Here is a 23963-nt window from a genome sequence, read left to right as displayed (position 1 = left end):
GCGAAGGGGCAAGCCCGCGATGATCGAATTTCCAAAATGCCAACACCGGGACGCCGGGGTCGCCCCTCCGCACGACTTGGGACGGCGTGGCCGGCAGTGGAACACAAATGACCAGCGACTCGCGGTTGCGCGCACTGCTCATCGCCTCTTGGGTGATGGAGCGCTCAACCGGGGAAGAGATTGCCCTAGCCGCAATTCGGGCCCGAGCTCACTCGACCCGCGTGCTCGGTACGAGCCCGAGTTGGTAGGCGCCCGTGGTGGGTGACCGTGCGCGGCTCGAGTAGGTGCTCACGAGGGCTCGGCCCGGGCGGACTTCACGAGTCCATCTCCCACCGATGGTCACCTGACCGGGTCGGATCGCAGCGCCTCGAGCACGTGAGGCGGAAGTTCCTCCGTCGGCCCCTTCTGGATCGTATCGCCGCTCGCCGCGTCCATGATGTAGTAGACGCCCGCGTGTTCGTCGATCTCGACGAGCACGTTCCATCGAAACGACCGCGAGACCGAAGACGAGCTCGGCGGATGAGACGGTGTGCGCGTGATCTCTCCAACGGCCTGCAATCCCTGCATGATGGCTGTCGACGCCCCTGAGCCAAGCCGGTATTCCGACGCTGGACTGGGCCACCATGACCTCCTGGCCCGATGAGATCTCGGAGCGGTGGAGGGAGCTCCTCGACGATGAGCCGCCAGAGCGGCGCAAGGGCGATGCGGAGAATGAGGGGGGTCTCAGGTGATGGCGGAGACGGCGGCCGGCGAGCTCCGGGCCAACGCGCCCGCGTCAACCGGGCCTCGAGAATGCGACTCGCCCATGGGAACTCAGTCCTCGTGACCCGTGGGCAAGCGGGGGGGAATGCTGCACGATATGGCCGGTTGGGTCGCCCCATCGCATGACGAGCGAGAATTCGAGCAACGCCGGGTCGGACCCGCAGTTTCGTCGCGGGTGCTTGTGGCTGCTCGGTCTCTTCCTCGAGGTCATGGCAGCACTGGGGGTCATGTACCGCGTGTACTCCTGCGCCACCGAGGACGAGCCGTCGCGGCGCCCGCGAGAGACCGTGGGTCGCCCGCTCCCCGACTCGGTGGTGCCGCTTGCCCAACGTAGCCTTCCTGGCCTGCGGGTGTCGCTGCCGCAGTGGGCCATCGCCTATGAGCAGCTAAACCCCGCGGCGGGCGAGCTGCGGCTGGCCGTGCCAGGAAGCAGTGCCGGGGACGCGCTCCAGATTCGCTGGAGCTGGGGCTCACCACCATCACCGGCGCAGCTCGAGGACATGCTTCGCTCGGTGAGCCCACCCACGAGGGTGACCGAGAAGCAGCCCGTCGAGATCGCAGGCTCCACGACCGAGACGCAGATCGTCCACCTCGACGATGGGCGCATGAAGCTGGTCACCCCGTGGAGCTGCTCCGACGACCCGAGGAGCTACGTGCAGCTCACGCGTTTCGATGCGCCGCAGGAGTCGGAGCAGGACTTTCACCGCCGGATCCTCGAGTCCGTGCGCTGCGAGGCCCTGCCTCTACCGCGGGGTGCCGCGGAGGCCGAGATGGACCCCGCGATCCGCTAGCCGCTCCCGCTGACCGCTCCCGCTACTGCGTTGGTGCCGAGCTGTCCGCCCTTGGCGGATAGGGAGGATTGGCGCAGAATTTCGGCTGGACCCGCGGCGTTCCATCCCTCATGCTGAGCCCCGAGCTTCCTGCTCGAGACGCGCCGGCCCCGCAGACGCCTCGCAGGTTGACGTAACAGCACGTACTCGGAAACCGATTGTAGGCCCCACATGCAAATGTCGTGTTTGAGCAAAGTAGAAATGTCGCCCCTGCGCGAATTCGCGCGCCATGGGCGGTCGTTTCTACGGCATGAGCACGAGGTTGTTGACCATGAGCCGCACCGAGCTCGATCGGCTGGACGTCGTTCAGCGGGTGCTCGAGCGTCGTCTGACGCAGCGCCAGGCCGCCACCCTGCTGGGTCTGGGCGAGCGCCAGGTCCAGCGTCTGTGCCGAACCGTGCGTGCTCACGGGGCTGCTGGGTTGGTCTCCAAGAAGCGAGGTCGACCCAGTAATCGGCAGTGCCCACAGGCCCTTCGCCAGCGAGCTGTGGCCTTGGTCCGCGAGCGCTACGCAGACTTCGGACCGACGCTGGCGCAGGAGAAGCTCGAGGAGCTCCACGAGCTCTGCGTCTCGGTCGAGACCCTGCGCAAGTGGATGATCCAAGACGAGCTGTGGGTGCCACGTGCGCTTCGACAGCGACCACCCCATCAGCCTCGACGGCGACGAGAGTGTCTCGGGGAGCTCGTCCAGATCGACGGATGCGAGCACGCCTGGTTCGAGGACCGAGGTCCGATCTGCACACTGCTTGTCTTTGTGGACGACGCGACGAGCCGCCTGCAGGAGCTGAGATTCGTGGAGTCCGAGTCGACGTTCTCGTACTTCGGAGCCACTCGGGCCTACCTGGAGCGTCATGGGAAGCCGGTCGCCTTCTACAGCGATCGAGCGAGCATCTTCCGTGTCAACCATCCGTCGGGTGCTCACGAGGACACCCAGTTCGGCCGGGCTCTGGGAGAGCTCAACATCGACATCATCTGCGCCAACTCGCCGCAGGCCAAGGGACGCGTCGAACGGGCTCACCTGACGCTCCAGGACCGTTTGGTGAAGGAACTGCGGCTTCGGGGCATTTCTACGATGGAGGACGCCAACCGGTTCCTACCTGAATTCATGGAGCGCCACAATCGAAGATTCGGTCGCGAGCCGCACAGCCCACAGGATCTCCACCGAGAGCTCCGCGACGAGGATGATCTCGATCGGATCTTCACTCTTCACGATCGAAGGAAGCTATCGAGGAACCTGACGTTGAATTACAAGAAGGTGATCTACATGGTGAAGCCGGGCGCTGACAACAACAAGCTGCGCGGGCATCACTGTAACATCTTCGAGTGGGAAGATGGCTTCGTGGAACTATGGTATGAAGGTCGACGCCTCCCCCATTCCATCTTCACCAAGGAGGGACACGTTCAGCAGGCGGAGATCGTCGACAACAAGCGGCTGGGTGTCGTGCTCGAGAAGATCCGGGAGCAGCAGGAGATCCGAGATCAGGAACGGTTGGCCTCGCCCAAGAAGACGTTGAGGGAGAAGCGAATGCTTCGGGAGGCAATCGCTCGGGCAGCCGAGGTGCCTGCCGAGCCCTGAGCTTCTCGAGCAGCCGTCGGAGCCGTCCACATCGGCTCCACAGGTGCCCATCGCGCTCCCCAAGTTATGAGTCCCCCCGGACCCCCCGGGGGGCCTGCGGCCACGCGTAGGCCCTGCTGGTCCCGATCGGCTGGCGAGCTACGGCGACGGCGACACGACATTTCTAAATTGGAGAGGACACGACATTTCTACTTTGCCTTGACAAACGAGCTGCTCACCCGCGCAGCGGCGGGAGGGTGTTCACCCGAGCAGCGTCGAGGGCCCAAGGGCGAACCAACAGGCGGCCCAGCGCCGTACGACGAGCACCTACGGCTTTTCGAGATGCTCTCTAGGTACAAGACAACGGGGAGCGGCCCACGGCACCGATGCACGGAGGGCGCTCGGGCGCATGAGTGACGCCATCGCTGGAGTTCGTTTCCGGTGGTTGAGGGGCTGCCGGTGGACCGCGGGCGACTAGGACGTGTGCGGAAGCTGGGCGAGGGCTCGGGTGGTCGTGGCGGTGAGAGGCGACACGCCGAACGGCTCGTCGCTGCGACGACACGCCTCGCCCAGCGCGTCGCTCATCTCCTCGAAGTAGAGAGGCGCAAGCGCGGAGATGCCTGCGCCAATCGAACGTGCCACGAATGGCCAGATCAAATTGAGCAGTGACAAGCCTTTGGATTGTGAGGATCACAATTCAATGCACCACCGCACTTCCCCGACGAGACGAGCTTGCCGCAGTCGTCATCGCCATAGCAGTTACAGATACGGTCGCGGAAGTCACAACTGAACTCGTCCTGGCCATCTGCATTGGCTACCAGCGAACCGAGTTTGATCTCCTCATCGGGACAGGCCCCCAAACGTACACGCAGTGGTTCTGCTTTGGCGGCGCAGATGGCCAGTACGGCGCTGCGCCCCAAGTCGACTTCTTGGTTCTTGCATCCCGTCTCGCGGACGACCGCGACGCTCTTGCTGGCACCGGAGGCACAAAAAGTCCGCTTGTGCGCCTTGGAAGCGGGGGCGACCTTGCTGGTTTGGGGGGCCGTGGCGGCTCCTTCGGCGTTCGCCGCTGCTGCACCGCAGATGCCCGCCACGAGCACGCCAATGAGGACACTTGTCATCTTCTTCATCTTGGAATGGTCCGTTCCTGCCCCAGCCCGCTGAAAGGAGTTCTCGGCGTGAGGGGCAACTGCTGATCTTAATTAGTGACTAGCCCCGAGTGTGTCTGACGCCAAATCCGCAACACACCTGCAAAAGGGCTCGCCCTCAAGGCACGAGCACTCGATAATCCTGCACAGCCCTCTCATCGAGCCCGTGCGCCAGGGACCACTCCATCGCCTGCATGAACCACGCCCCCGGCTCGCCAATCCCTTGCCTGCCGAGCTCGGCGTATAGCCCTTGACCGACCAACGCCCCCTCCGTGCCGTTGATCTCCCGAGTGCTTGCCACTACTGCCTCCGCTCCGGCTCCCAGGAACGCGGTCGCAAGGCTGAGCCCGCCGTAGGCCACGCGATCGTCGTACACGCCAGTCTTGCACCCCATCAGCACCACCGTGGGGGGCACTCGCTGCATCATGAGGATGTCCTGGACGCTCAGGCGCTCGGTGCCACCGAGTGGGATGTACGATGGCTCGGCTGCGGCGCCGCCTGGGTAGGGTGGCCAGATCAGCGCGTGCTCGGGATCTTCGTCGAAGTCGGCGTGGCCTGCGTAGTGGAAGTGATCGACGCGAGCCAATTCCCTCTGCAGATCGTCGCCGGTCAGCTTGCTCGAGCGCCTTCGCGTCACATCCCACCCGGCTTCGCCGAGCAGCGACTCGACCTCCTCAGTTTCGCGTCCCGTACTCTTGGCGCTCGCGTCCGCAATAACAAGGGCGCTGGGCGATCTCGGGATCGTGCCGCGCGGAGCGTGCGGAGGTAGGTCGAGCCCGTAGACTACCGGCATGTGCTCGATGAGCAGTCGCTCGCGCCAAGGTAGGGCGTGCACGGGGATGGCCGCTCCCTTGCCCGCCGCGAGCACCCGCACCCGCTTCGCAGCGAACAGCCGGGCGTCGAGCGAGTCGAGGAGCACGGCGCCGAGCCAGCTCGAGTCGTTGGTGCTCGTGAGGGCCTCGGGATCGGAAAGCTCTCGGTAGGTCGTACGCTCATCGTCCTGCACCAATACGAGCAGGCTGTCTCGATGAGGGTAGAGTCCCAAGAGCAGCTCGCCCGGGAGACGGGGGCTCAGCGACTCGCAGCTCGGCCTTCCTTCGTAACCGCCGTGGATGGAGAGGATCTCGACCGCGACCTGATCGAGCTCTGCTCGCAGCCGTTCGGCCTCCCGCAGCGCTGCGTCGCGCTCGTCGTCCAGCGCGCTGGCGTTCGTGCTTCGAACCAATGCTTCGAGCTCGCGCTTGACCTGGAGATATGCCGCCACTCGCGGGCGCAGCTGCGCTTGCTCCTCGGCGGAGAGCCGCATGAACAAACGCGCGAGAAGGCCCATACGGGCTTGGCTACGCCGGAGCACGCACAGCGCCTCGTCCGGCTGATGTTGGCGAAGCAGGAGCGACACAAGCCGCTCGGTGCCCTCGCGTCGGTGTGCTGGGGCGAGCTCGCCTTGCGCTCCGAGCAGGGCCAGGGGAACCAGGCCATCGAGCAGGTCCTCGCTCTCCTCGTAGGCCCGCTTTGCACCCGCGAGGTCCTCCTCCTGCTCGAGCACCTCGCCGCGGCGCACCGCCACGAGCCATGGTGGACCGGGTGACGCCGAGGACGAAGCTAGGGTCTCGAGCTCGGCCAGGGCCATGTGAAGCTTGGATGCCGGCGCCTTGTTGATGAGCAGTAGCTGCAGCCGTACGTCTTGTGCCTCCACGCGCTGCTCTGGGGTCAGGCGGGACGTGTCGAGCTCGTCCAGGAGGCGCTGCGTCCGGCCAAGGTCCTTCTCGAGGAGCATGAGCTTGGCCGCAGTCAGGCGCGCGGGCTCGATCTCGCCGGGGTCGCGGGGGGTCGATCCTGGAGGAGATGGCAGCAAGATCTCGCGGAGGAGCTGCTCGGGGCTGTCGGCGGTTCGCCTTGCTTCGCGTAGCCGCACGCTCATGCGTGCGACGGTCCGCTTCACTGCCACGCGATCGGCCGGTCGGCCCGCTTGCTGTGCAACGACGAGAGCACGCTGCCCCCAATACAGCGCGGCCTCGAAGTACCCGAGCTCGGCGAGCACCATCGAGTAGTCGGAGAGCACGTCGAGCTTCATCGCCGCGTCGTCCATGCGGAGCGCGTGGTGGGCCCCCTGGCGGTAGCCCACGGCCGCCTCGACGAGCCGGCCGCGCTGCTCGAGCAGGTGAGCGTGGTAGATCCCCCACGAAGCGCTGCCCTCAGGATAGCGCTTGGCGGAGGCCTCCACGCGCGCGAGCACTTGCTCGGCGAGGTCGAGACGTCCGCTCCGCCGTGAAAGGTGGACCGACGCTGCGAGGCCCTCGTCGACGGCGAGGCTGAGCATCCCTGCCGAGAGCAGTCGATCCATCATGGCTTCCACCTCGGGAAGAACCTCCAGGTGGCCGAGGAGGAGGTGTGATTGCAGCCAGATGGCGCGTTCGTCCAATTGCGAGAGCACGAGCCGCTCGACCGGCGTGATGTGCTTGGAGGAACGTAGCCGCAGCTCCCGTGTGGGTTGACCTGGCACGCCGATCTGAAGTCGTCGCGCAGTGTCACTGGCGATACGCCCCCGGAATCCCTGCCCGAGCGTTTCCTCCGGCACGTCGGCGGTGGTGTACGCCCACGGCTCGCCATCGACCGAGAGCGTCACCTCGTCGATGCGAGGGTGCGTCACCCATACGCGCAGCTCGGCGTCCGGACCGTAGATGCACTCGACCTCGTCACCCGCGAGGCCGACGATCATCATACAGCCGCCGTACTCGACTTCGAGGCGCGCAACGACGTGGGCATCGCAGGCTGCGTCATCATCGTTGCACTCGGGTGACCACCTTACCCACAGAAGGCACGCAGTCACGATCGCCACGGCAAGAGCGACTTGGAGGGCCAGGGTCGCGCGTTTCATCGGCCGGAGGTCTCACTCTTCGATGCAGACCATGGCGCGCACCACGGTGACCTCGGGATGGGTGCCCGGCTCGAGCGCTTGGAGAGCCTCGTGGTCGTGGTCTTCGGACGTCACGTAGAAGGTCAACGACCAGGTGCCCGGCACGAGCCCGAGGTCGCGCATGGGAATGTCGATGGCGAGCACTCCCTGGGTGCTCTGCTCGATTGGTGGCTCGCGCCATAGCTCGCGTCCTTCCTCCTCGCCATCGATGAGTCGGGCGAGAACGATGAGACCAAGCTCGTCGCCGAGCCTCGAGGTGGGATGGAGTCGCGCGACCAGGGATTGGTCCTCGAAGTAGCGCGCATCGCAGCCATCTTCGGTGAGGCTGGCGGGCGTGCCCGGGCTCCGCATGTCACCCGTGCTGACGTGTTCGAATACGAGCTCGAACTGCGGGAGGGTCTCTCCCGACGGCCTCACGGCCCATGCGAGCACGACCACGGCCGCCAACGCGAAACCGGCCGTGACGGCGCTGGTCCACCAGCGCCGCCTTCCATGCAATGAGGGGCTCGGAAGCGTCGCGATGGAGTCGGCCGGCTCGTCGTCGATCTTCGCGTCGCTTGGGCTCGAGCCTCCATCGTCGGGTTCCTCCGTGTCGGAGCCTGACGACGGGTAGTACCGCTGCAGGAGCGTCTTCAAGCGCTCCTCGTTGGTTTCCTCGGAGGTCGGACCGAACAGCTCGAGATTGCGTGCGAGTGTCTCGGGTGGCTCGAACCGGTGTCGTAGGTTCGCCACCTGCTCACGAGTGAGTGTTCCAGTGGCCAAGTGGTACCATGCGTCGTCGCGCACTCGCAGTTCGGCGAGCAAGAGAGCGGCCAGGGTCGTGGGATCGTGGGTGTCCATGGTATTGCAGCTCCTCGATCCTTAATGAGTGGATGGATTCAGGGGACCTGCCCCGTGAACAGCGGTTGGAGAATCGTAGGACGCCATCGTCTGGCCCTGGGCCCCGAAGTCGCAGAGCCACGCGATCAAGATGCACATCACCACGCTCGGCGGCGGAGGTGGCGGTGCCGAAGGTGGGTCTGGACTTTGAAGCAATGCTTTGGCGAGCCTCTGCAGCTGGTTCTTGAGTCGCTTGTTCCGTTGCGCGAGGGCGTTCTCCGTGAGGCCGAGCTCCTTCGCCAAGTCGCGCAGAGTTCGTTCGCCCAGGTAGTGTTCCCGCAACACTCGTCGATCCACGTCCGTGAGCTGGGCATCCACCTTGGCGATCAGCTTGCGGACCAAGTCGCTCTGGACCAACTCGATGACGAACCTCAGGGCGCGCTCGTCCACCGGCCCGTCGTTGGGCGGCGGCCCGTCGATGGGGAAGCTCTTGCGGTGTTGCCGGCGAGCCAAGTCTTGGGCCAGCTGGTAGGCCACCCACCGAAGGAAGGGGCCGAGCTTGCCTCGACTCGCATCGTAGTAGCGCAAGATCCGCCGATCGTTGTCGAGCAGGCGACACCAGACGCCTTGGATCAGGTCCTCGACGTCCTCGCGGCGGCTCACGCCTGCGCGGATGGCCGCTCGCGCGATCGCATAGCGGACCCCGCCTTCGTAGTGCCGGTAGAGGAGCACGAAGGCGGCGGAAGAGCCCTCGAAGATCGCTTGGTGGATGATGGTGGCATCGAGCTCGCTCGGGGATCGCGGTAGGACGGCGGGCTCGTCGGGTGGCTGCTCGGGTGGCTCGTCGCTCATCGGTGGATCCTCCAGTGATGCGGTTGGGGGAAAAGATCGAGATCGATCCGAGTGGTTGGATGCCTCCAGGCACTTATCCGTTGAGCCGCGACGAACGACGTCTCACCGCTCCCCGCGAGGCTCTCGGACTGCACACGGCAATGCTCGTGGGTAGGCCCGTGAAGCTCCGGCCCTCGATGTGACACCGGACCGGTGTCGCACGAGGGCCGGGCGGGGACAAGGGGAGTCGCCGAAATCGCAGGCCGGAGCGTCGCCAGGGTGCAGGGCGATCGCTTCGGCTCCCCCAACTGCTGCGCCAAGGAAGCAACATCGTGAACACATCGCTCATTGGGCCGTGCCTCGCCGCCGGGGCCCTGGCCGCATCGTTCGGCATCGCCACCATCGCCCATGGCTCGCAAGAGGGGGATCGAGAGATTCCCACGCAGATCGTCAACGTCCCCGAGGTCGACGACGCCAACGGGGCATGCAGCAAGTGCCGCGTCGACTCGGTCAAGGCCGCCCTGGACGTCACGCAGGACAGCGCCACGCTTGAGCTCTACTACGACGACGAGCGCGGCGACCTCCTCGGGACGATCGAGCTGACGATCTTGCTCAGCAACGGGCAGTACCGCCTCGAGACGATCGAGGGGGTCGACCTCCAGCGGGGCTCGAGCTCGATCTTCGACCTCAAGCCCGGGGATGGTTGGAGCTGGGCCCTGGACGTCGAGCACGTTTGGGTCGAGGTCGTGCCGTTCGGCGGCTGAGGCCTGGGCCGGAGACGTGGGCTGGTAGTACAGGGCGGCGCGGCCGTGGGCGAGGGGCGCACCTCGCCCACGGGCCGCGCCAACGGCTCGAGGGCAAGGGGCCACGGATCGGCCGCGGTCGCCGGAGACGACGAGGCTTGAGGGCAGGTTTGGGGACGGCGGCACGACGGCATGGCTCCGCGATGGGAGTGATATGCGTCGTGGGCGAAGGAGTATGTCGGAGGGTGAAAAATGTGGCCGATGCGCGCGCACTGCGCGATCTGACGGCGGGGAGCCCGGTGGGCCTGATGCAATGTTCAACAGTCTGGGCCTTCGTCCGAGTCGTCGTCAATGCGGCGGCGCAGCGAGATCACCCAGGTGTCGAAGCCCTTGTCGATCGACCCGCGCTGCTCGGGCGAGCGGCTCAGCTCCTCGAGCCGCTTGCGGAGCTTTTCCCTGGCCCGGGTGATGCGTCCGTTCACCTGCGAGGTGGCGAGGCCGACTCGGGCAGCGATCTCGGGGTGCGTCAGCCCGTCGACGTAGGCCCACATGATGTAGGTCTGCGCTTCGATCGACAGCGACCGTAGGGCCTTGACCAGCAGCTTGGCGTCGTCCACATCGCTCAGCACCGAATAGGCGCCGTGGGCGGGGTCGATGAGCTGCGAGGGCGGGGAAGCGTCGTCGGACGGAGGTTGCCGACGCAGGTGCGCCTTCAGCTTGAAGCCGGCGATGCCGTAGAGATAGGCACGGAAGTCGGTGACGATGTCCTGGTGCTTGCGAACGGCGACCTCGACGGTCTGCTGCATCAGATCGGCGGCAAGATCCCTGTTGCCGTTGAGCTGGTTGCACAGCCAGTTGTAGAGCTCGCGGTAGTGCTTGGTGACCAGGGCTTCGCCGGCTGATTTGTTGCCGGTGCGCCAGCGTTTGAGGAGGGTGAGGTCGTCGGCGGGCACGAAGGGGATGGTAGCGCAGGTGCTGGCGGGCGGGGGCTTGAACGGGCCGCTCGAGAGGAGCCCTTGGGCGACCAGTGAGAGAGGGACACGACTGGGGCGGACACAGCTTGCAGAGCGCAGGGATTCTCGCCCTCAAGCACTGTCATGATCACGGCCGCCCGCTCGGCGCCCTCCTAGGACCCCTCCCGCGAACAACCAGTTGCGCCTATCACAGTTCCCCGTTCATTCGATGAGCGGGTAGCCATGAACTATGAACGCCCAGCGTCAGCCGGGTTCGGCAGGCCCCGCAATCCGGAATTCACCGCGGATACGTTGCCTACCGCACGTGGTGCTCGGCGAGCCAGATCTCAACTCGAGCGATCTCGTTTTCGAAGCCCTTGCCAACCGAGGCATACGCGGCGCGGGCGTACTCAGCTAGCTCGCGGGCGCGGGTTCGCTGTGAGTGGTCGGGCCACAAGGCTTGAGCAAGTACGAAGCGGGTCTCCGCGAGTAACTCGGCGGGCACCTTACTCGCCTCCCGAATCGAAATAGCCCGCTCGGCGTAGGGGCGGGCGGTATTGAAGTCCTTCTTGACCAGGGCGACCTTGGCCAAGCCAACGAGTGGGTATGCCAGGTCGGAATGATCGGCTCCGAGCGCTTTCTCCCATATCCACAACGCCCGCTCGTAGTGGAGTAGAGCTTGCACGTAATCTCCGTGGGACTCGAACGCCTCCGCCAGATTATTCAGACTGGTGCCGAGTTCCGGATGGTCGGCCCCAACCGTCTTCTCCCGTATCTTCAACGCTCGCTCGTAGTGGCGTAACGCTTGTTCATACTCTCCTATACGAGAGAACACATTTCCCAGATTGTCTAGGCTCATGGCCACGGAGGGATGGTCGGACCCCAGCATCTCCTCCTTTATCTGCACCGCTCGTTTAAAGTGAGGCAGAGCTTGCTCGTAGTCTCTTTTTGCATATAGTACGCCACCCAGGTTGTTCAGGTTCTGAGCCACAACGGGATGATTGGCTCCCAGCGCCTTCTCTGATATACGTATCGCTCGCTCGAAGTAGGGCAGGGCCTGCTCGTATTTTCCCTGTTCAGCGAGCACAATACCTACGTTACCCAGGCTTAGGGCGAGATCGGGATGATCGGACCCTAGCGCCTCCTCCAATATCTTCAAGGCTCGCTCGTAGTGCATCAGGGCTTGCTCATATGCTCCTTGAGCGTAGAGCACGCCGCCCAGGTTGTTCAAGCTCAGGGCAAGGTCGGGATGAGCGGCTCCCAGCGCCTCCTCCGTGATTCGCAACGCTCGCTCGTGTTGGATCCGGGCCTGCTCGTACTCTCCCTGATCAGCAAGCACAATGCCCAGGTTGCTCAAGCCTATGGCGAGATTGGGATGGCTAGCTCCCAACGCCCCCTCCCGTATCCGCAACGCTCGTTCGAGGTGAAACAAGGCCTGCTCATACTTTCCTTGGTCAGCGAGCACGTTGCCCAAGTCGTTCAGGCTCTCTGCCACATCGGGATGGCTGGCTCCCAACGCTTTCTCCCGTATGCGCAACGCCTGATCGAAGTGAAGCATGGCTTGCTCGTATTCTCCTTGGTCAGCGAGCACATTGCCCAAGTCGTTCAGGCTGGTAGCCACACTGGGATGCTCCGCTCCCAGCGTCTCCTCCCGTATGCGCAACGCCTGATCGAAGTGGAGCAGGGCCTGCTCGTACTCTCCTTGGGCGCGGAGCACAACGGCCAGGCTTCTCAAGCTACTGGCCAGCGCGACGTCCTCTCCACTGCGCTTGGCGTGCGCCAGCGCAGCCCGACCCCATACTCGCCCCTCGGCGTGCCGCGCTTGCATGCTTCCCACTACGACGGTCAATCGCTGTGCTGTAAGCAGGGCCACCTCGTCGTGTCGATGCTCCATCGCCACATCGTGCGCTTCTAGCAGGTCCTGCTCCGCTTCCATGTACCGGCCATTCTTGATTCGCAACGCCCCCCGTAGAGCCTTGGCTTCGGCCCAAAGTGGCCCGTACTCCAGCACCTTGGCCCGCTCCACCACCGGCTCCACCGCCTCCAGGGGGAGTACAACCTTGACCTTGCCGGCCTCTGCTTCGGCCTTGATGTCCGCCAATCGTTCGCGCAACGTCTCCACCTCCCGCGCCAGTTCCAGATCCTCCGGCGGTGGTACGCGTTGATGCTGTTCTTCGAGCCGTTCCACGTCATCACAGCGGTCCAACAGCGGGAGGTCGGCGACCAGCTCGACCGCCTTCTCCGCCGCCTGTCCATCGGCCTTGGCCAGCACGTCCACCGCCGCGCGCATGGCTGTTCTGCGTTCCCGCAAGCAGCTCATGCGCAGGTCCATTACCTCGTTCGACTGCTCCTGACGGACGCTGGTTGCCTCACAGACATCTGTGTGCTTGTTCGTCCATGCCGCGGTGTACTCGTCGAGCCGATGCTCCACCCGATCCCATGTGTCCGGGGCATAGACCAACTCGGTGCCCAGGATGGCTGTCTTCACCTCCTGCTTGCGCGCGTTATCCCAGATCCCCTCCAGCTCCGCTTGGGCGCCCGTGCAGCGGTCCATCACCTCGGCATACCGTGCCAAGGCCTGCCCCACGCCGATCGCGACCAACCCGACCGTCACGCCCAGCACCAGCCACCGCCCACGCCTCGGCGCGACAAGCTTGCGCAGCTCCTCAAGCAACGCCTCCATCGACGGCCACCGCCGCTCGGGCTCCGCCGCCAGCCCTCGGAGGAGGACCGCCCGCAGCTTCGCCGGCACTTTGCTCCCCTTGGGTGCGGGCCGAACATTGTCGCCTTCGATCGACTCCATCAGCGCCAGCATCGTCCGTCCCTCGAACGGCCGTTCGGCGTACACTGCCTCGTAGAGCGATACGCAGAAACTGAATTGATCCGCCCGCTTGTCCGCGATCTGCCCATGCATCTGCTCGAGCGGCATGTACGCCCATGTGCCCATCACTGTGCCAGACTTGGTCAGCGACGACCCCACTGCATCGGTCACGGTCCGCAGCCCCACCATGCTGGGCGTCTCGTCGATAGAGACGTTCACATCCCGAGCCAGCCCGAAATCCAACACCCGCGCCCGCCCTTGTTCGTCGACAATGCAGTTGTGGGGTTTGAAATCGCGGTGCACCAGTCCCACCGCATGCGCCGCAGCCAGTCCTTGCCCGGCCTCCAGGTATACCTTGGTGCACTCCCGCCACGACCGCTCCCTCGCCTGCCATCGGTCCAGCGGCTCGCCCTTCACCAACTCCATGGCGATGAAGACCTGGTCTCCGACCTCGCCGACCTCGTACACCTGCACCACATTGGGGTGCGACAGCTTCGCCAGCGCCTGGGCCTCCCGCAGCAGCCGCTTGGTGTGCTGCTTGCTCGTGCCGGCATGCAGCACCTTGATGGCGATCTTCCGGTCGAGCTTCTCGTCGTAGGCCCGCAGCACCGTGCCCATGCCGCCGCTCCCCAGCGTGCCCAGCACGATGAAGCGACCGAGGGCCTGACCGCGGAGCGAGGGTGAGGTGTCGGTGCGCTGCTCGACTCCATCTCGTACCTCTCGCAGGAGCTTGGCCAAGTGGTGCTCCGCTCCATCGGCGGGCTGTCCAGGGCTCCCATCGGTCAACTCTTCGTCGACCGGATCCATCGCCGGCTCGACCGGCTCGTTGCCCACGGGCAAGTTCCGCAACAGCTCGGCTAGATGGCGCTCGGCCGAATCCGCGGGCTGTGCCGACGCAGGGTGCTCGGGCCCTGCCGACGGTGAATCATCCAGCTCGGTGGGGGCCGTTGGGTCGACGTCGGTCATGGCGTCCGCCCCAATGATAGCGATTGCCGTGCCGAGAGTCTGTCGCCGCATGTGACCCGGTCGATCTTAATTTCGGCCCAGCGCCGGGTTCTCTTGCGTTCCCAGCCCGATTGGCGGCATCCCGCAGGAGTCGTCCTGGGCTGCGGCAGGGGGCCACGCGAGGGCGTCCTCAGTGGGCAGGTCGTACAGCCAGGGAACAGTGCTCACCCTGTATGGCTCGGCGCCGATCGAGCGCGCAGGCACCCACAGCCACAGATTCCTCTGACGAACCACTGTCTCCGGGCATGGACTTCGTGGCCGGAAGTCCAAGTGTAGCAAGGGGCTACCACAGGGCGGCCATCACGATTGCGGACGCTCCCGTTCACGGCACGCCAAGGTATCGGGCAAGGTGAGCTGCGAGCCGCTCAAGGTCCTCCCCCACCTCATGACGAGCGTAGTACAGGCTCTTGTTGTCGCGCGGCACTGGGACCTGTCGGGCTTCGGCAGCGAGCTGGCGAACGATGTCCACCGCGGTCGCGTCGACCTTGATACGCCTGAGCCGCCCGATGAGGGCGTTGACCTGGTTGCTGCGGGGCACGTTGCCCGAGAAAGTGATGCTGATCTCATCGTTGTCGTGGACGTTCACCCAGATCAGCACGTGGACGCTCTGGTTGATGCCGCCACCGTCGCGGTCGTGCTGATCGACGGCGATCGGCCTATCGAAGACGAGCTTCTTGTATCGCCTGTCCGAGAACCCGCCGTAGGCATCGTACAAGTACTGGTTGAGAGCATGGGTCATCGTTGTCGCCTCCTATGCCGCCACCCGAGCGCTGGGGTAGAACCGTCCCAGGTCGCGCGACACCGCGAAGGTGTTCGCCGGTGTCGCGGTTGGGTTGGTGAGCGTCATGTTCCTGGTAATTCTATCGCGCGTATGGCCGTAGAACTCGTTCCTGGGGTCGGTCAGCCCGGTTGGGAACCAGGCTCCCCCAACGCCGAATCTCCGCGCGAATCCCCGCCGTCCGCGGATCACTCGTGAATTCCTCGAGCATTCGATCATGCCGAAACTCGCGAAGGCACAGCCGGAATAGGTCGGTCAGCGCACCATCGCCGCACCCTGACACGAGCCACTTGCGCGACACACCGTCTACCCGCGGCGCATCGAAGTCATCGCCCTCCCAGTACCGCCGCTCCATCGATAGCGGCGCGGCCTCAAGCCCAAAGCCCACCGCCAGGATCACCGTCACCGCTCGTGCCCGCCCGCCCGGGCTCCATACAACCACCCGGGACGCGTCGCCCTTCGCGTCGAGCCTCACGTCGCGAACACCATGGTGCACGGTGATCCCATCCGCCACCTTGCCCCCTCCTCAAGTTGCGCCCGCACGCGATCCGCCGGCCCATGCGCCCAGTCGAGCAGCGGCAGCCCGGCGCGATCCCGATCCCACCCCTCAAGGGGCCAGTCGTACACCCCCGGATGCAACCACCGTGTCGACCCCCCGCGAAACAGCGGTAAGATCTCCGCGCGCGCCTCGAGCACGGTCACTTCCGCCCCTAGCATGCTTAGTCCCGCCGCGCACGTCAGTCCCGCCGCCCCGGCCCCGACAACAACCACCCGCTCGCCCACCCTCACCCGCTCGCTCGCCAGCAACGCCGCCGCGAGGTTCAGCGCCCGCACCTGCTGGCTGTAGATCGTCACTCGCCGATCGAGGCACCCGAGCACGTACACCCTGGCCAGCCGTCGACCGCCAAGCCTTCGAGGACCGTTCGAGTCTTTGTGGCGTCCATCAGCCGGTTCCGCACCACCTGCATCATGCCACGGCGAGCGAGACGTGAGGCTGAGTGAGCGGTACCAAGCGTGTGGGCTCGCCTACATCCCCGCCGCCGCCACGGGACTGGATCTCCCGCGGTCGCGAAGCGGTGGTGGCCAGCCCAGCGATGCCATCGTAGTGGACGCGCTCGCTATGAACGAGCAGGGTCTCCTTGAGCGCCCCACGCCACAGCACCACGGTAGGTCGCCGCGGGCATGAGCGCCGCCCAGCACGAGCAGTGCGGACGCTTGCGCGGACGGAGGGGGCGCGGATTACCCGGCGAGATCTCGCGCTAGGGGTCTCGACGGACTGCCGGGGGATGGCGGAGTTATCGCCGCGGGAGACGCCGGAGCGGTTCGTACGAAGAGACTTCGCGTTGCTGACCGCGAGACGGAGGGACATCGCGTATATAGCCCGGCATAGCCCGGCTATCGGGTGCCTCGCCCATCGACAGGTCCGAAGGACTATGGCGGAGGCGAACTCGCCTTGATAACAACGAGCCGGTCCTGATGACCTTCGATGTAGGTGATCCCGGCTACGGGAGCCCATCCCGACCCGGCGGATCGAGGGATTGGAAGGAGGCGAGCACAAGTTCGGCATAAACCGATACGGTCGCATCGAGTCCTTGGGGGTCTAGGGTGGAGATCTGGACTCCGTTGCCGTCAAACTGGACCTGCATGTCTGCGCGGGACCAAGAACTCTTCTTGTGGTACAGGCGCCAATGCAATCCGTGCTCCACTACACCTGCAAGGAGTTCCTCGTAGGTGTGTGCCTGAAAATAGCCGGCCTCCTGAAGGGCCTTTGCCGTGGGGCGAAGCCAAACCTTGACCCTATCCAGGAGGGCATATGATGCGCGACTTGAATGTCCGAGCACGACACCCTGCTCGCCGAGTGCGAAGCTAGGCCCCGTGATCAGTGGGACACTTAGGGTCCAAGCGGCACAAGTCGGCAGGCTGATGCCCTCCCAATGCTCCAGCGTCTCGCGTAAGCTCTTGTCGAGCTCTGTTTGCTTATTTTGGCCCCAATGACTCTTCTCCTGGTCCTGGTACGATTCAAATATTTGTTCGAGTTGTACCTTGCGCTCGTCTCTGAACGCTCGGCCGATGGCAATGCTTAGCGACCAACTTTGCGATTGGCTGGGATGACGAAGCGCGCCAATCATTGTCTCGAAACGCCTATGAATCGGCTCGCCGCAGATCATTAGCACGCCGCCGGTGGGGTGGGCCAGAATTGACCACTCTGGCTTGCGTAGTTCGGACAGAACTGTCGGCAGCAGGAGATCGCGGAAGGTCTCGACAGGAAAACCCCACCGTGACCGCGCCCACTTGGCCAGTGTCTCATGGCCGAGTCCGAGTACAAAGCTGTCGCGATCACCGACGAGTGTCGCGGATGCCTCGGGCCATGCGATGATGCCAATCTTCCGCAGTTCTCGGACGAGGTCATCGGTTTCCTGCACCCGCGGCCGCGTGTATGCGATGCGCTGTTGGTCTCGATGATGTGGGTGGAGTGGTGCCGACCACAGATCCTCCCGTTTCATCCCTGCGTCGAGGACCGCGGTGAGGTGAGTCGCGAGCGGCCCGATTTTGCGGCGATCTGCTACTGCCATGGTTGCGAGGTCGGTGTCCCTGACGACTTCACTGGTTTGGGCTGCACCGTGATCGACGCGTTCTTCGTGGATCACTCGGAGTTTCTTGCTGACCCAAGAGAGGTAGCGACGAAGCTCGAGATCGCCGAGGATCTCGAGCGCTGGGCTTGGGTTGACGACCTGCTGATGAACGATCACCGGCGGCGCCGCCCGGTCGCCAAAGCCGCTGTGGCAAGCCGGGCGTGACGCGAGGATCGTCGTTTCGTCGAAGCGGACGTCCATCCCGTCGTCATGCGGCGAACAGCCGTGATTCAGGGTGCAGCAACGGTCCAGTGGTGGTGGCGGACCCACGATGGTCTCGCGGCCCCGCTCGCAGGTGCAGAGCACGGTTGCGCCCCAACGGATCCACGAGTCCCGGGTTGTCTCGTGGGGTAGGCCGTGCCCGCCGACCGAGCTTACGAGCACCGCCTTGGGCCGGAGGAAGCGGTGCAGGGCGTCCGCAGACTCTCGCGCCGAACCTGATACCCCTTCTATGTAGACTCGACCACCGTGATGGGGTGCCTTGAGAAGGTCTGGCTGAAGGCCCTTGCGATGGCGAGCGGTGAGATAGGTCCAGTTCTCGAGGTCGCCGGTCAAAAGTGCCGAGTACCGGCGTCCGCCGACGGGAAGATCAAGCCAGAGGACGAGTGAGCTGTTATTGAAAAGCTTGTTACCAAAGAAGAGTGGGTCGACCCTGTGCGCGGCCTGGACGCTCGTTGCGAGGTCGATGGGATCGACCGTTGCCTGCGAGGGGCGGACATCCGCGAGTGATGCCGGGTCGAGGACCCGTTGTGCGATACCTTGGGCGAATGCGGCCGGCGGACTTGGGTCCTCGTCGTCGACGGGCGGCTGGGGCTGGAGTAGCCAGCCCATGGGTGTCGTCTCTGTTGTCAGCATTTGGGAGATGTCGTCCGCGGTTAGCAGGTACTCGAGCAGCCTGCCGGGCGGGTTGAGCACCTCGATGCGAGGACCGGTGCCGCCCAAGGGGGCTGAGGTGAAACCTTCAAGTGGATAGAGTATCGACTGCGATTCGTCGCGCGCTCGCAGTGCATCCTCGAGCCTGCGGCCCCGCTCGATGGCCTGAGTGCAGCGCGGGCCGAACAGCCACTTGTGTCGTTCGAAGGCGGCCAGCGCCGGACCCCAATAACAGTCGACCGTCGGGAAGGTCGTCGGGCTCTCCGTGATCCATTCCCCGAGACCCGCGATGTGATCCGAGTCAAGGTGGGTGACCACGAGGAGATCGAGGTGTTCGACGGCGAGCTTTCGAAGGGACCCCTGAAGCTTCCTGGCCGAGCCGCCACCGTCCACGAGGCAGGTCCAGCTTCGGTCGTGGTCAACCCAGCGGATTAGGATCGCGTCGCCCTGCCCGATCGGCAGCGCGGCGACGCTTAGGGACCTCTTGTCGGCCTCGTCGTCCATGCCTCTAGTGTAGAGCAATAGCCACGGATACGCAGAGCGTCCCGGCTAGCCACGTGGGTACATGAGCGGAGTAAGGTATCGACACAAGGGCGGATCTCCTCGCTCACGTGCCCCGAAATCTGGCGCCGCCCGCCGAGGGCGGACGGTGAGCCCTGCACTACGGCGCGTTCAAGCCCCCTCGCCCATCGCATCGATGCCCAGTTGTTCGGGCCATTCGTCCAAGGGCAGCTCCAGCTGCGGCGGCGGTCGGGTTCGCCCGATCTCCGCCGGCTCGATGGGCAGATCGAGCGCAGCGAGGAACCGCTCGATGACCTCGGGTTGCGTGATCTCGGCGATGATCTTCATCCGCCCTCGACATACTGGGCACTCGAGCACGTCCAGGGCGAAGACACGATGCATGAGCTCGGCCCAGCTCGAGCGTCGACGTGGTCGCGGCTCGGCACACGCCGAGTCATGAAGACCGATGACCATGGCCGGCCTCATCGGCTCCGCCACGGCGCCATCTCGCGAAGCGGTTCGTCGGCCAGGTGCTTGTCCGCTCTCCACGATGCCGATCGGGCCCACGATACCCGAGATGCCCCGTCGCGGCACAGTGATCGAGACCGCCTCGTCGAGCGTGGCACGGCTCACGGCGACGATCGGTGGAGGAACTGCCGACGCGCAGCCCCAGGGATCCGTCCCCGTCGATGTCTCGTGCCCTGTGCACGCTCGTCGATCGGACACCACTCGAGCACGCAGCTTCGAGCCCGGCGCGAGCACCCCGTGGTACCGCAGCACGTTGGCCTGTGGAGGCGGGATCAGGGCCATGAGCTTCTCGATGAGCTCGGACGGCGTGAGCACGACCCCTCGCGTGCCGTCGCGCCAGGTCGCCAACCTCGACATGGCTGTGAGCACGGTGAGCACGGTGAGCACGGTGAGCCAGGCGAGCGGGACCGGATCCGAGACCAAGGCGACGCTCGGTGCTCGAATCGATCCCGCCCTTGCTCTCATGGTCATCGGCTCGGTCACCCACGGCGACGGGACCGCATGAGCAGGGAGCATCAGGAGGGAGATCCGGGCAGCGCTTGCGGGAAGCACTGACCTCGTCGACCGTGGGTGTTACCATCGCACCATGGCGTGGCTGCTCACCGCGGTGCTGATGATGGCCCCGGACCCCGCCACGGTCGCACCGAGGTCACCACCAAGCCGACCCGGCTCGGGGATGACCGGGCCGTGGATCCCGCCAAGCGCCCCTGGCTCGGGAATGAACGAACCGCGCACGGAGGACTACCCCATTCGGTGGGAGCGACGACGACGACATTTGACCCGCACGGTTGCCGTCTTTGGTGCGATGACGGGCGCGGGTGCACTACTCATGGGTCTCCCGTTGGCAGGGGTGGGAGCCGATGGCGAAGACGGTACGGGCATCTTTCCCGTCGTGGCGACGGGCGCAGCATTGTTCACGTGCGGTGGGGCGGTCACCACCGTGGTCGCCCCGTTCCTCGGCCATCACCTGCGCTGGGATCATCCCTCGTATCTCACCCGGACCGCACCGCCGCAGGCCAAGTATCGTTCACGTCGTCACACGCGACGACTCGTCACGGCCCTGGGCATCGAGGGGGGCATCGTGCTGGCTGGAGGGCTCTCGGTCGGCATGGGATTCCTTACGGCGGTCTGGTGTCCCGCCCAGGACTACGAGTGCCAGAATCGACGCGCGTTTGCCGGTGGGCTTCCAGGCTTCACGATGATCGGCCTGGGCAGCCTCGCCATGGTGAGTACGGGGGTACTCATCGGCCTCCAGAAGCGGCATGCTCATACGGAGGGGTTGGGGCCCAGGCTCGTCGGGTTCTCCCCAGGCGGCGTGATGACGCGTTTCTGAGCCCGACTGGAAGAAGGGGGACGGTAGCTCCTGGCCCCGCTGACTTCGCCCTTCTCGGATCCTAGCCCATCCAAGAGGATGCCGAAGGTGCGCTCGAACGATCTCGGGGACATGGCGCGCCGACTCATGCTCAGTGGCCAACACGTTGGCCACGGGGTGGCCAACGCGGCCCGCCCGTTGGCCACCCAAGCAGAACCCGTGCCCGCCCGTCGCCTTGTCGAGCAGTGTCGACTCCACCCCGTCGGGCTCGAACAGTACGATCGACACCCCGCACGCCGGGCGGATCGCCCCGACCGCGGCCCTTTGGCCCGACCCCACGCGCCAGCGTGAGCACGGCCACGGTCCGCGCGGCGGCAATCGGTGGGATGTGGCCCAGGCCGTCGTTCGAGCTCGGGACGGGCGTGGCTCATCGACCGGTCGTTTCTAGACGGGCGTGGCGATGCGGCGCCTCGTGTGCTTCGCGTCGCGGCACGCGGCCGGGTCTCGGACGAGGCTCAGAATTGCATCCGAAGGCCGCCTGGCCCGAAGCCCACCGTGGCGTAGCCGCCCGGTCGAGCATGCCGATGCACGCGCTGCTGGCCCAGCAGGAATCCGGTGGGGATCATCCCGAACGCCGCCCCGCCGATCAACGGATAGCCGATCGCACCAGTGATGAACACGCGCCGATCTTGGCAGTCATGGTCGCTGCTGTCGCAGCCGAGGACCGACAGCCACCCGGTGCCCACGAGGAGCCCTCCCGCCAGCGCGACCCCACCAAGCGACCACAGGGCCAGCTTCAGCCGCCGGGTGTGGGCAGCCACGCGCCGGGCTTGGTCCTCCGTGGGTTGGGTCGGATGCTGCCCGGGGTGGTCCCAGCGGAGGTGATGAGCGAGAGGAGCGGCCGTCAGCGCGGTGGTGAAGGCTCCTGCCACGATGAGGCCGATCCCAGAAGAAATGAGCCCAACCTCGGGCTCCGGCACGCCGTTGGAGAGGATCAGGCCGGTCGTGAGCAGCGTACCGCCCACTCCGAAGATCCCCGCAGAAACGCCCGCCCCCGCGACCAGGCCTCGCCGTCGTCGCTCCCACGCATCCGGCTCGAGCATCCATTGCGGCGGGGTACCTGGCGCACGCATCCCCGAGCCGGGGAGGCTGGACTGGGCGGCGTGGGCGGGGCGGGAGAGGCCGACGACAGCGGTGGCGAGCGCCAAGCCGACGATGCGTAAGCCCGTGACGGACTACCTCCGCCAAGGCGCCGGGCCCCTGGGGTATCCTCTCCGGCTGCTCCGCCCCGGCCCTACCCGGCGTCGACGACCAAGCCCCGGGCCGCGGCCCAGTTGTGCGGAAGCAGCTCGGTCAGCCGCCGCATCGGCCAGCCCCCCTCGAGCTTCTCCATCACGTCGATCAGGTAGTCGCGGGTCGAGATGCCCAGCAGGCGGCACGTCTGCACGAGCGTGTAGGCCCCGGCCAGTCGTCGAGCGGCTGGAGCCGAGCCCGTGAAGTAGAAATTCTTGCGCCCAAGAGCGGGTTCTCTGATTTGACGTTCGACGGCCCCGTTGTCGATCTCGTAGCGACCATCGGAGAAGCACCGCCGGATGTACTCGCGCTGGTTCTTCGCGTAGCGGATCGCCTCCGCCAGCTTGCCCGTGTTGCCGACCTTGCCCTCGTGCTCCTCGATCCACTTGTCGAGCTCGTCGAGGAGCGACAGCGAGTGCTTGACCCGAAGTGCGAGTCGCTCTTCGGGGCTCATGCCACGAGCCTGTTCCTCGATCTTGTAGATCTTCTTGAAGATGCCCATCGGCACCGCGGCCCGCTTGTCCCCCAGCTCGAGCGCGGCATAGAAGCGACGCCGGACGTGCATCATGCACCCGAGCCTTCTCTCGGGAGGAACGAGCACCTTCTGTTCGCCCTCTGGGTTCTCGAGCTTGCGGCTGTAGCCCGCGTAGTCGTCGACCTGGATCGCGATGTCCGGCGGGATCGCGTGGATCCACGGTGCGATCTCGTCGGCGCTCCACGTCCTGGTGAACATGAAGGCCACCATCTTGCGACTACCCTTGAAGCACCAGAAGTGGCCGCGGTACTTCCCGCCCTTGGTCTTGCGATCGAGCACGTCGATGCCGGTGTCATCGATGCCCACGTAGCAAGGGTCGTCGAGGATGTAGCCGAACAGCGCGTCGCTGACCGGCAGCAACAAGTCGGTCGCGTAGCGCCACCAGCCGTACAGCGTGTCCACGGGGATCTCCAGGCCCAGGCGCGAGAGCTGGTCTTGCTGTCTGTTGATCGGCAGCGCGTCGTCGCACTTGCCCTCGAGCAGCAGCGCCAACAGCGACGCGCCAGCCCGAGTCTTGACCTTGGGTGGCGTCGCGCGCTCGGCCGTTGCCGCATCGCACTTGCAGCCCGGGGTCCTGCACACGAGCACCTCTCGCATCTCGACGTGATTCTCGAGCTTCGCGGGCTCGTAGTGCAGGGTCGAGTGCTCGACATAGCGGAAGTGAGCCATTTCGTGGCCGCACGCGTTGCAGCAGCGCTCGCCCTCGGGCACGGGCACGGTCGTCTCCACCCGCTTGATGTTCGGTGGGATCGGGGTCCGGCCACGGTGCTTGCGCCGCTTCTTCTTCTCTGCGGGTGGCGGCTGTTCCTCCGGCTCCGCGTCGGCCTGCTCGGGCACGGGGACCTTGGGGTTCTCGGCCGCCGCGGCCTCGGCCGAGCCTCCGTAGGCCATCACGAGCTGCCCGAGCTCCTCCGCCGTCAGCTTCTCGCTGCTCCGCGCGTAGAGCAGCCGCTTGTACTGGGCGATGAGCTCGTCGCGCTCACGCAGCTTCTCGGTCAGCTCGTCGCGCTGCGTCGCCAACTCGTCGTGCCGCGTCGCCAGTTCGTCGTGCCGCGTCGCCAGCTCGTCGAACAAGGCCAGCACCGCCCCCGCATCTCCTCTCGCCAGGAGCTCCGCGAGTCGTCCC

At 65.5% G+C, this 23963-nt stretch carries 19 protein-coding genes; 5 read left to right on the top strand and 14 right to left on the bottom strand.

Annotated features, from left to right (window positions below):
• Positions 1–339: 339 nt before the first annotated feature.
• Positions 340–477: a hypothetical protein gene (locus OEB96_RS01115; RefSeq protein ID WP_266213520.1), complete on the bottom strand. Its 138-nt coding sequence runs from the start codon at positions 475–477 to the stop codon at positions 340–342.
• Between the two features lie 407 nt (positions 478–884).
• Here OEB96_RS01115 and OEB96_RS01110 point away from each other — a divergent pair, with 407 nt between their 5' ends.
• Together OEB96_RS01110 and OEB96_RS01105 are read left to right on the top strand one after the other, a co-directional pair.
• Positions 885–1553 (top strand): hypothetical protein, encoded by a 669-nt coding sequence (locus OEB96_RS01110; protein WP_266213519.1) that lies wholly within the window; start codon positions 885–887, stop codon positions 1551–1553.
• Between the two features lie 289 nt (positions 1554–1842).
• Positions 1843–3168, top strand: coding sequence for an ISNCY family transposase (locus tag OEB96_RS01105; RefSeq protein ID WP_407674601.1), 1326 nt, complete (start codon positions 1843–1845; stop codon positions 3166–3168).
• A 453-nt stretch (positions 3169–3621) separates the two neighbouring features.
• Here OEB96_RS01105 and OEB96_RS01100 read toward each other — a convergent pair whose 3' ends face one another.
• The 5 genes from OEB96_RS01100 to OEB96_RS01080 form a co-directional block, all read right to left on the bottom strand.
• The gene (locus OEB96_RS01100; protein ID WP_266213518.1) at positions 3622–3789 is read right to left on the bottom strand and encodes a hypothetical protein; all 168 of its coding nucleotides are present in this window, start codon (positions 3787–3789) and stop codon (positions 3622–3624) included.
• An 11-nt stretch (positions 3790–3800) separates the two neighbouring features.
• Positions 3801–4277: a hypothetical protein gene (locus OEB96_RS01095; RefSeq protein ID WP_266213517.1), complete on the bottom strand. Its 477-nt coding sequence runs from the start codon at positions 4275–4277 to the stop codon at positions 3801–3803.
• Between the two features lie 136 nt (positions 4278–4413).
• Positions 4414–7173: a CHAT domain-containing protein gene (locus OEB96_RS01090; RefSeq protein ID WP_266213516.1), complete on the bottom strand. Its 2760-nt coding sequence runs from the start codon at positions 7171–7173 to the stop codon at positions 4414–4416.
• 12 nt (positions 7174–7185) lie between these two features.
• Positions 7186–8052, bottom strand: coding sequence for a hypothetical protein (locus OEB96_RS01085; protein WP_266213515.1), 867 nt, complete (start codon positions 8050–8052; stop codon positions 7186–7188).
• Between the two features lie 21 nt (positions 8053–8073).
• Positions 8074–8883: an RNA polymerase sigma factor gene (locus OEB96_RS01080; RefSeq protein WP_266213514.1), complete on the bottom strand. Its 810-nt coding sequence runs from the start codon at positions 8881–8883 to the stop codon at positions 8074–8076.
• Between the two features lie 311 nt (positions 8884–9194).
• Between OEB96_RS01080 and OEB96_RS01075 the strand changes: the two genes are divergently transcribed.
• A complete protein-coding gene (locus OEB96_RS01075; RefSeq protein WP_266213513.1) occupies positions 9195–9626 on the top strand; it encodes a hypothetical protein in 432 nt (143 codons plus the stop codon).
• Between the two features lie 296 nt (positions 9627–9922).
• Here the strand turns inward: OEB96_RS01075 and OEB96_RS01070 are convergent, their stop codons facing one another.
• The 6 genes from OEB96_RS01070 to OEB96_RS01045 form a co-directional block, all read right to left on the bottom strand.
• Positions 9923–10558 (bottom strand): RNA polymerase sigma factor, encoded by a 636-nt coding sequence (locus tag OEB96_RS01070; RefSeq protein ID WP_266213512.1) that lies wholly within the window; start codon positions 10556–10558, stop codon positions 9923–9925.
• 316 nt (positions 10559–10874) lie between these two features.
• The gene (locus OEB96_RS01065) at positions 10875–14345 is read right to left on the bottom strand and encodes a tetratricopeptide repeat-containing serine/threonine-protein kinase (RefSeq protein ID WP_266213511.1); all 3471 of its coding nucleotides are present in this window, start codon (positions 14343–14345) and stop codon (positions 10875–10877) included.
• Between the two features lie 361 nt (positions 14346–14706).
• Entirely contained in the window at positions 14707–15123 is a 417-nt protein-coding gene (locus OEB96_RS01060) for a hypothetical protein (protein WP_266213510.1), read from the bottom strand.
• Between the two features lie 510 nt (positions 15124–15633).
• On the bottom strand, positions 15634–16017 hold the full coding sequence (locus OEB96_RS01055) for an FAD-dependent oxidoreductase (RefSeq protein WP_266213509.1): 384 nt from the start codon (positions 16015–16017) through the stop codon (positions 15634–15636).
• Between the two features lie 647 nt (positions 16018–16664).
• On the bottom strand, positions 16665–19172 hold the full coding sequence (locus tag OEB96_RS01050) for a ComEC/Rec2 family competence protein (RefSeq protein WP_266213508.1): 2508 nt from the start codon (positions 19170–19172) through the stop codon (positions 16665–16667).
• 168 nt (positions 19173–19340) lie between these two features.
• Positions 19341–19517 carry a hypothetical protein gene (locus OEB96_RS01045; RefSeq protein ID WP_266213366.1) on the bottom strand — a complete coding sequence of 59 codons (177 nt, stop codon included), beginning with the start codon at positions 19515–19517 and terminating at the stop codon, positions 19341–19343.
• Positions 19518–19977: 460 nt separating this feature from the next.
• Between OEB96_RS01045 and OEB96_RS01040 the strand changes: the two genes are divergently transcribed.
• Positions 19978–20202, top strand: a complete 225-nt coding sequence (locus OEB96_RS01040) for a hypothetical protein (protein ID WP_266213522.1) — start codon at positions 19978–19980, stop codon at positions 20200–20202.
• Between the two features lie 324 nt (positions 20203–20526).
• On the top strand, positions 20527–21030 hold the full coding sequence (locus OEB96_RS01035) for a hypothetical protein (protein WP_266213507.1): 504 nt from the start codon (positions 20527–20529) through the stop codon (positions 21028–21030).
• Positions 21031–21524: 494 nt separating this feature from the next.
• On the opposite strand, the gene OEB96_RS01030 is transcribed toward OEB96_RS01035, so the two are convergent.
• Together OEB96_RS01030 and tnpC are read right to left on the bottom strand one after the other, a co-directional pair.
• Positions 21525–22112: a hypothetical protein gene (locus OEB96_RS01030; protein WP_266213506.1), complete on the bottom strand. Its 588-nt coding sequence runs from the start codon at positions 22110–22112 to the stop codon at positions 21525–21527.
• Between the two features lie 191 nt (positions 22113–22303).
• Positions 22304–23963: IS66 family transposase (tnpC, locus tag OEB96_RS01025; protein WP_266213505.1), on the bottom strand; the 1660-nt coding region annotated here is incomplete at its 5' end.

Source organism: Paraliomyxa miuraensis (assembly GCF_026337845.1).
Lineage (GTDB): Bacteria > Myxococcota_A > Polyangia > Nannocystales > Nannocystaceae > Paraliomyxa > Paraliomyxa miuraensis.
The sequence above is the reverse complement of the archived record's forward strand: the minus strand, read 5'-3'. Positions and strand labels throughout refer to the sequence as shown.

What these genes read in the sequence shown, in the direction of transcription:
- OEB96_RS01110 (WP_266213519.1), top strand. Translation starts at nt 885, where the DNA reads ATGACGAGCGAGAATTCGAGCAACGCCGGGTCGGACCCGCAGTTTCGT.
- OEB96_RS01105 (WP_407674601.1), top strand. Translation starts at nt 1,843, where the DNA reads ATGAGCACGAGGTTGTTGACCATGAGCCGCACCGAGCTCGATCGGCTG.
- OEB96_RS01095 (WP_266213517.1), bottom strand. Translation starts at nt 4,277, where the DNA reads ATGAAGAAGATGACAAGTGTCCTCATTGGCGTGCTCGTGGCGGGCATC.
- OEB96_RS01090 (WP_266213516.1), bottom strand. Translation starts at nt 7,173, where the DNA reads ATGAAACGCGCGACCCTGGCCCTCCAAGTCGCTCTTGCCGTGGCGATC.
- OEB96_RS01085 (WP_266213515.1), bottom strand. Translation starts at nt 8,052, where the DNA reads ATGGACACCCACGATCCCACGACCCTGGCCGCTCTCTTGCTCGCCGAA.
- OEB96_RS01080 (WP_266213514.1), bottom strand. Translation starts at nt 8,883, where the DNA reads ATGAGCGACGAGCCACCCGAGCAGCCACCCGACGAGCCCGCCGTCCTA.
- OEB96_RS01065 (WP_266213511.1), bottom strand. Translation starts at nt 14,345, where the DNA reads ATGACCGACGTCGACCCAACGGCCCCCACCGAGCTGGATGATTCACCG.
- OEB96_RS01060 (WP_266213510.1), bottom strand. Translation starts at nt 15,123, where the DNA reads ATGACCCATGCTCTCAACCAGTACTTGTACGATGCCTACGGCGGGTTC.
- OEB96_RS01050 (WP_266213508.1), bottom strand. Translation starts at nt 19,172, where the DNA reads ATGGACGACGAGGCCGACAAGAGGTCCCTAAGCGTCGCCGCGCTGCCG.
- OEB96_RS01045 (WP_266213366.1), bottom strand. Translation starts at nt 19,517, where the DNA reads ATGAAGATCATCGCCGAGATCACGCAACCCGAGGTCATCGAGCGGTTC.
- OEB96_RS01040 (WP_266213522.1), top strand. Translation starts at nt 19,978, where the DNA reads ATGAGCTTCTCGATGAGCTCGGACGGCGTGAGCACGACCCCTCGCGTG.
- OEB96_RS01035 (WP_266213507.1), top strand. Translation starts at nt 20,527, where the DNA reads ATGGGTCTCCCGTTGGCAGGGGTGGGAGCCGATGGCGAAGACGGTACG.
- OEB96_RS01030 (WP_266213506.1), bottom strand. Translation starts at nt 22,112, where the DNA reads ATGCTCGAGCCGGATGCGTGGGAGCGACGACGGCGAGGCCTGGTCGCG.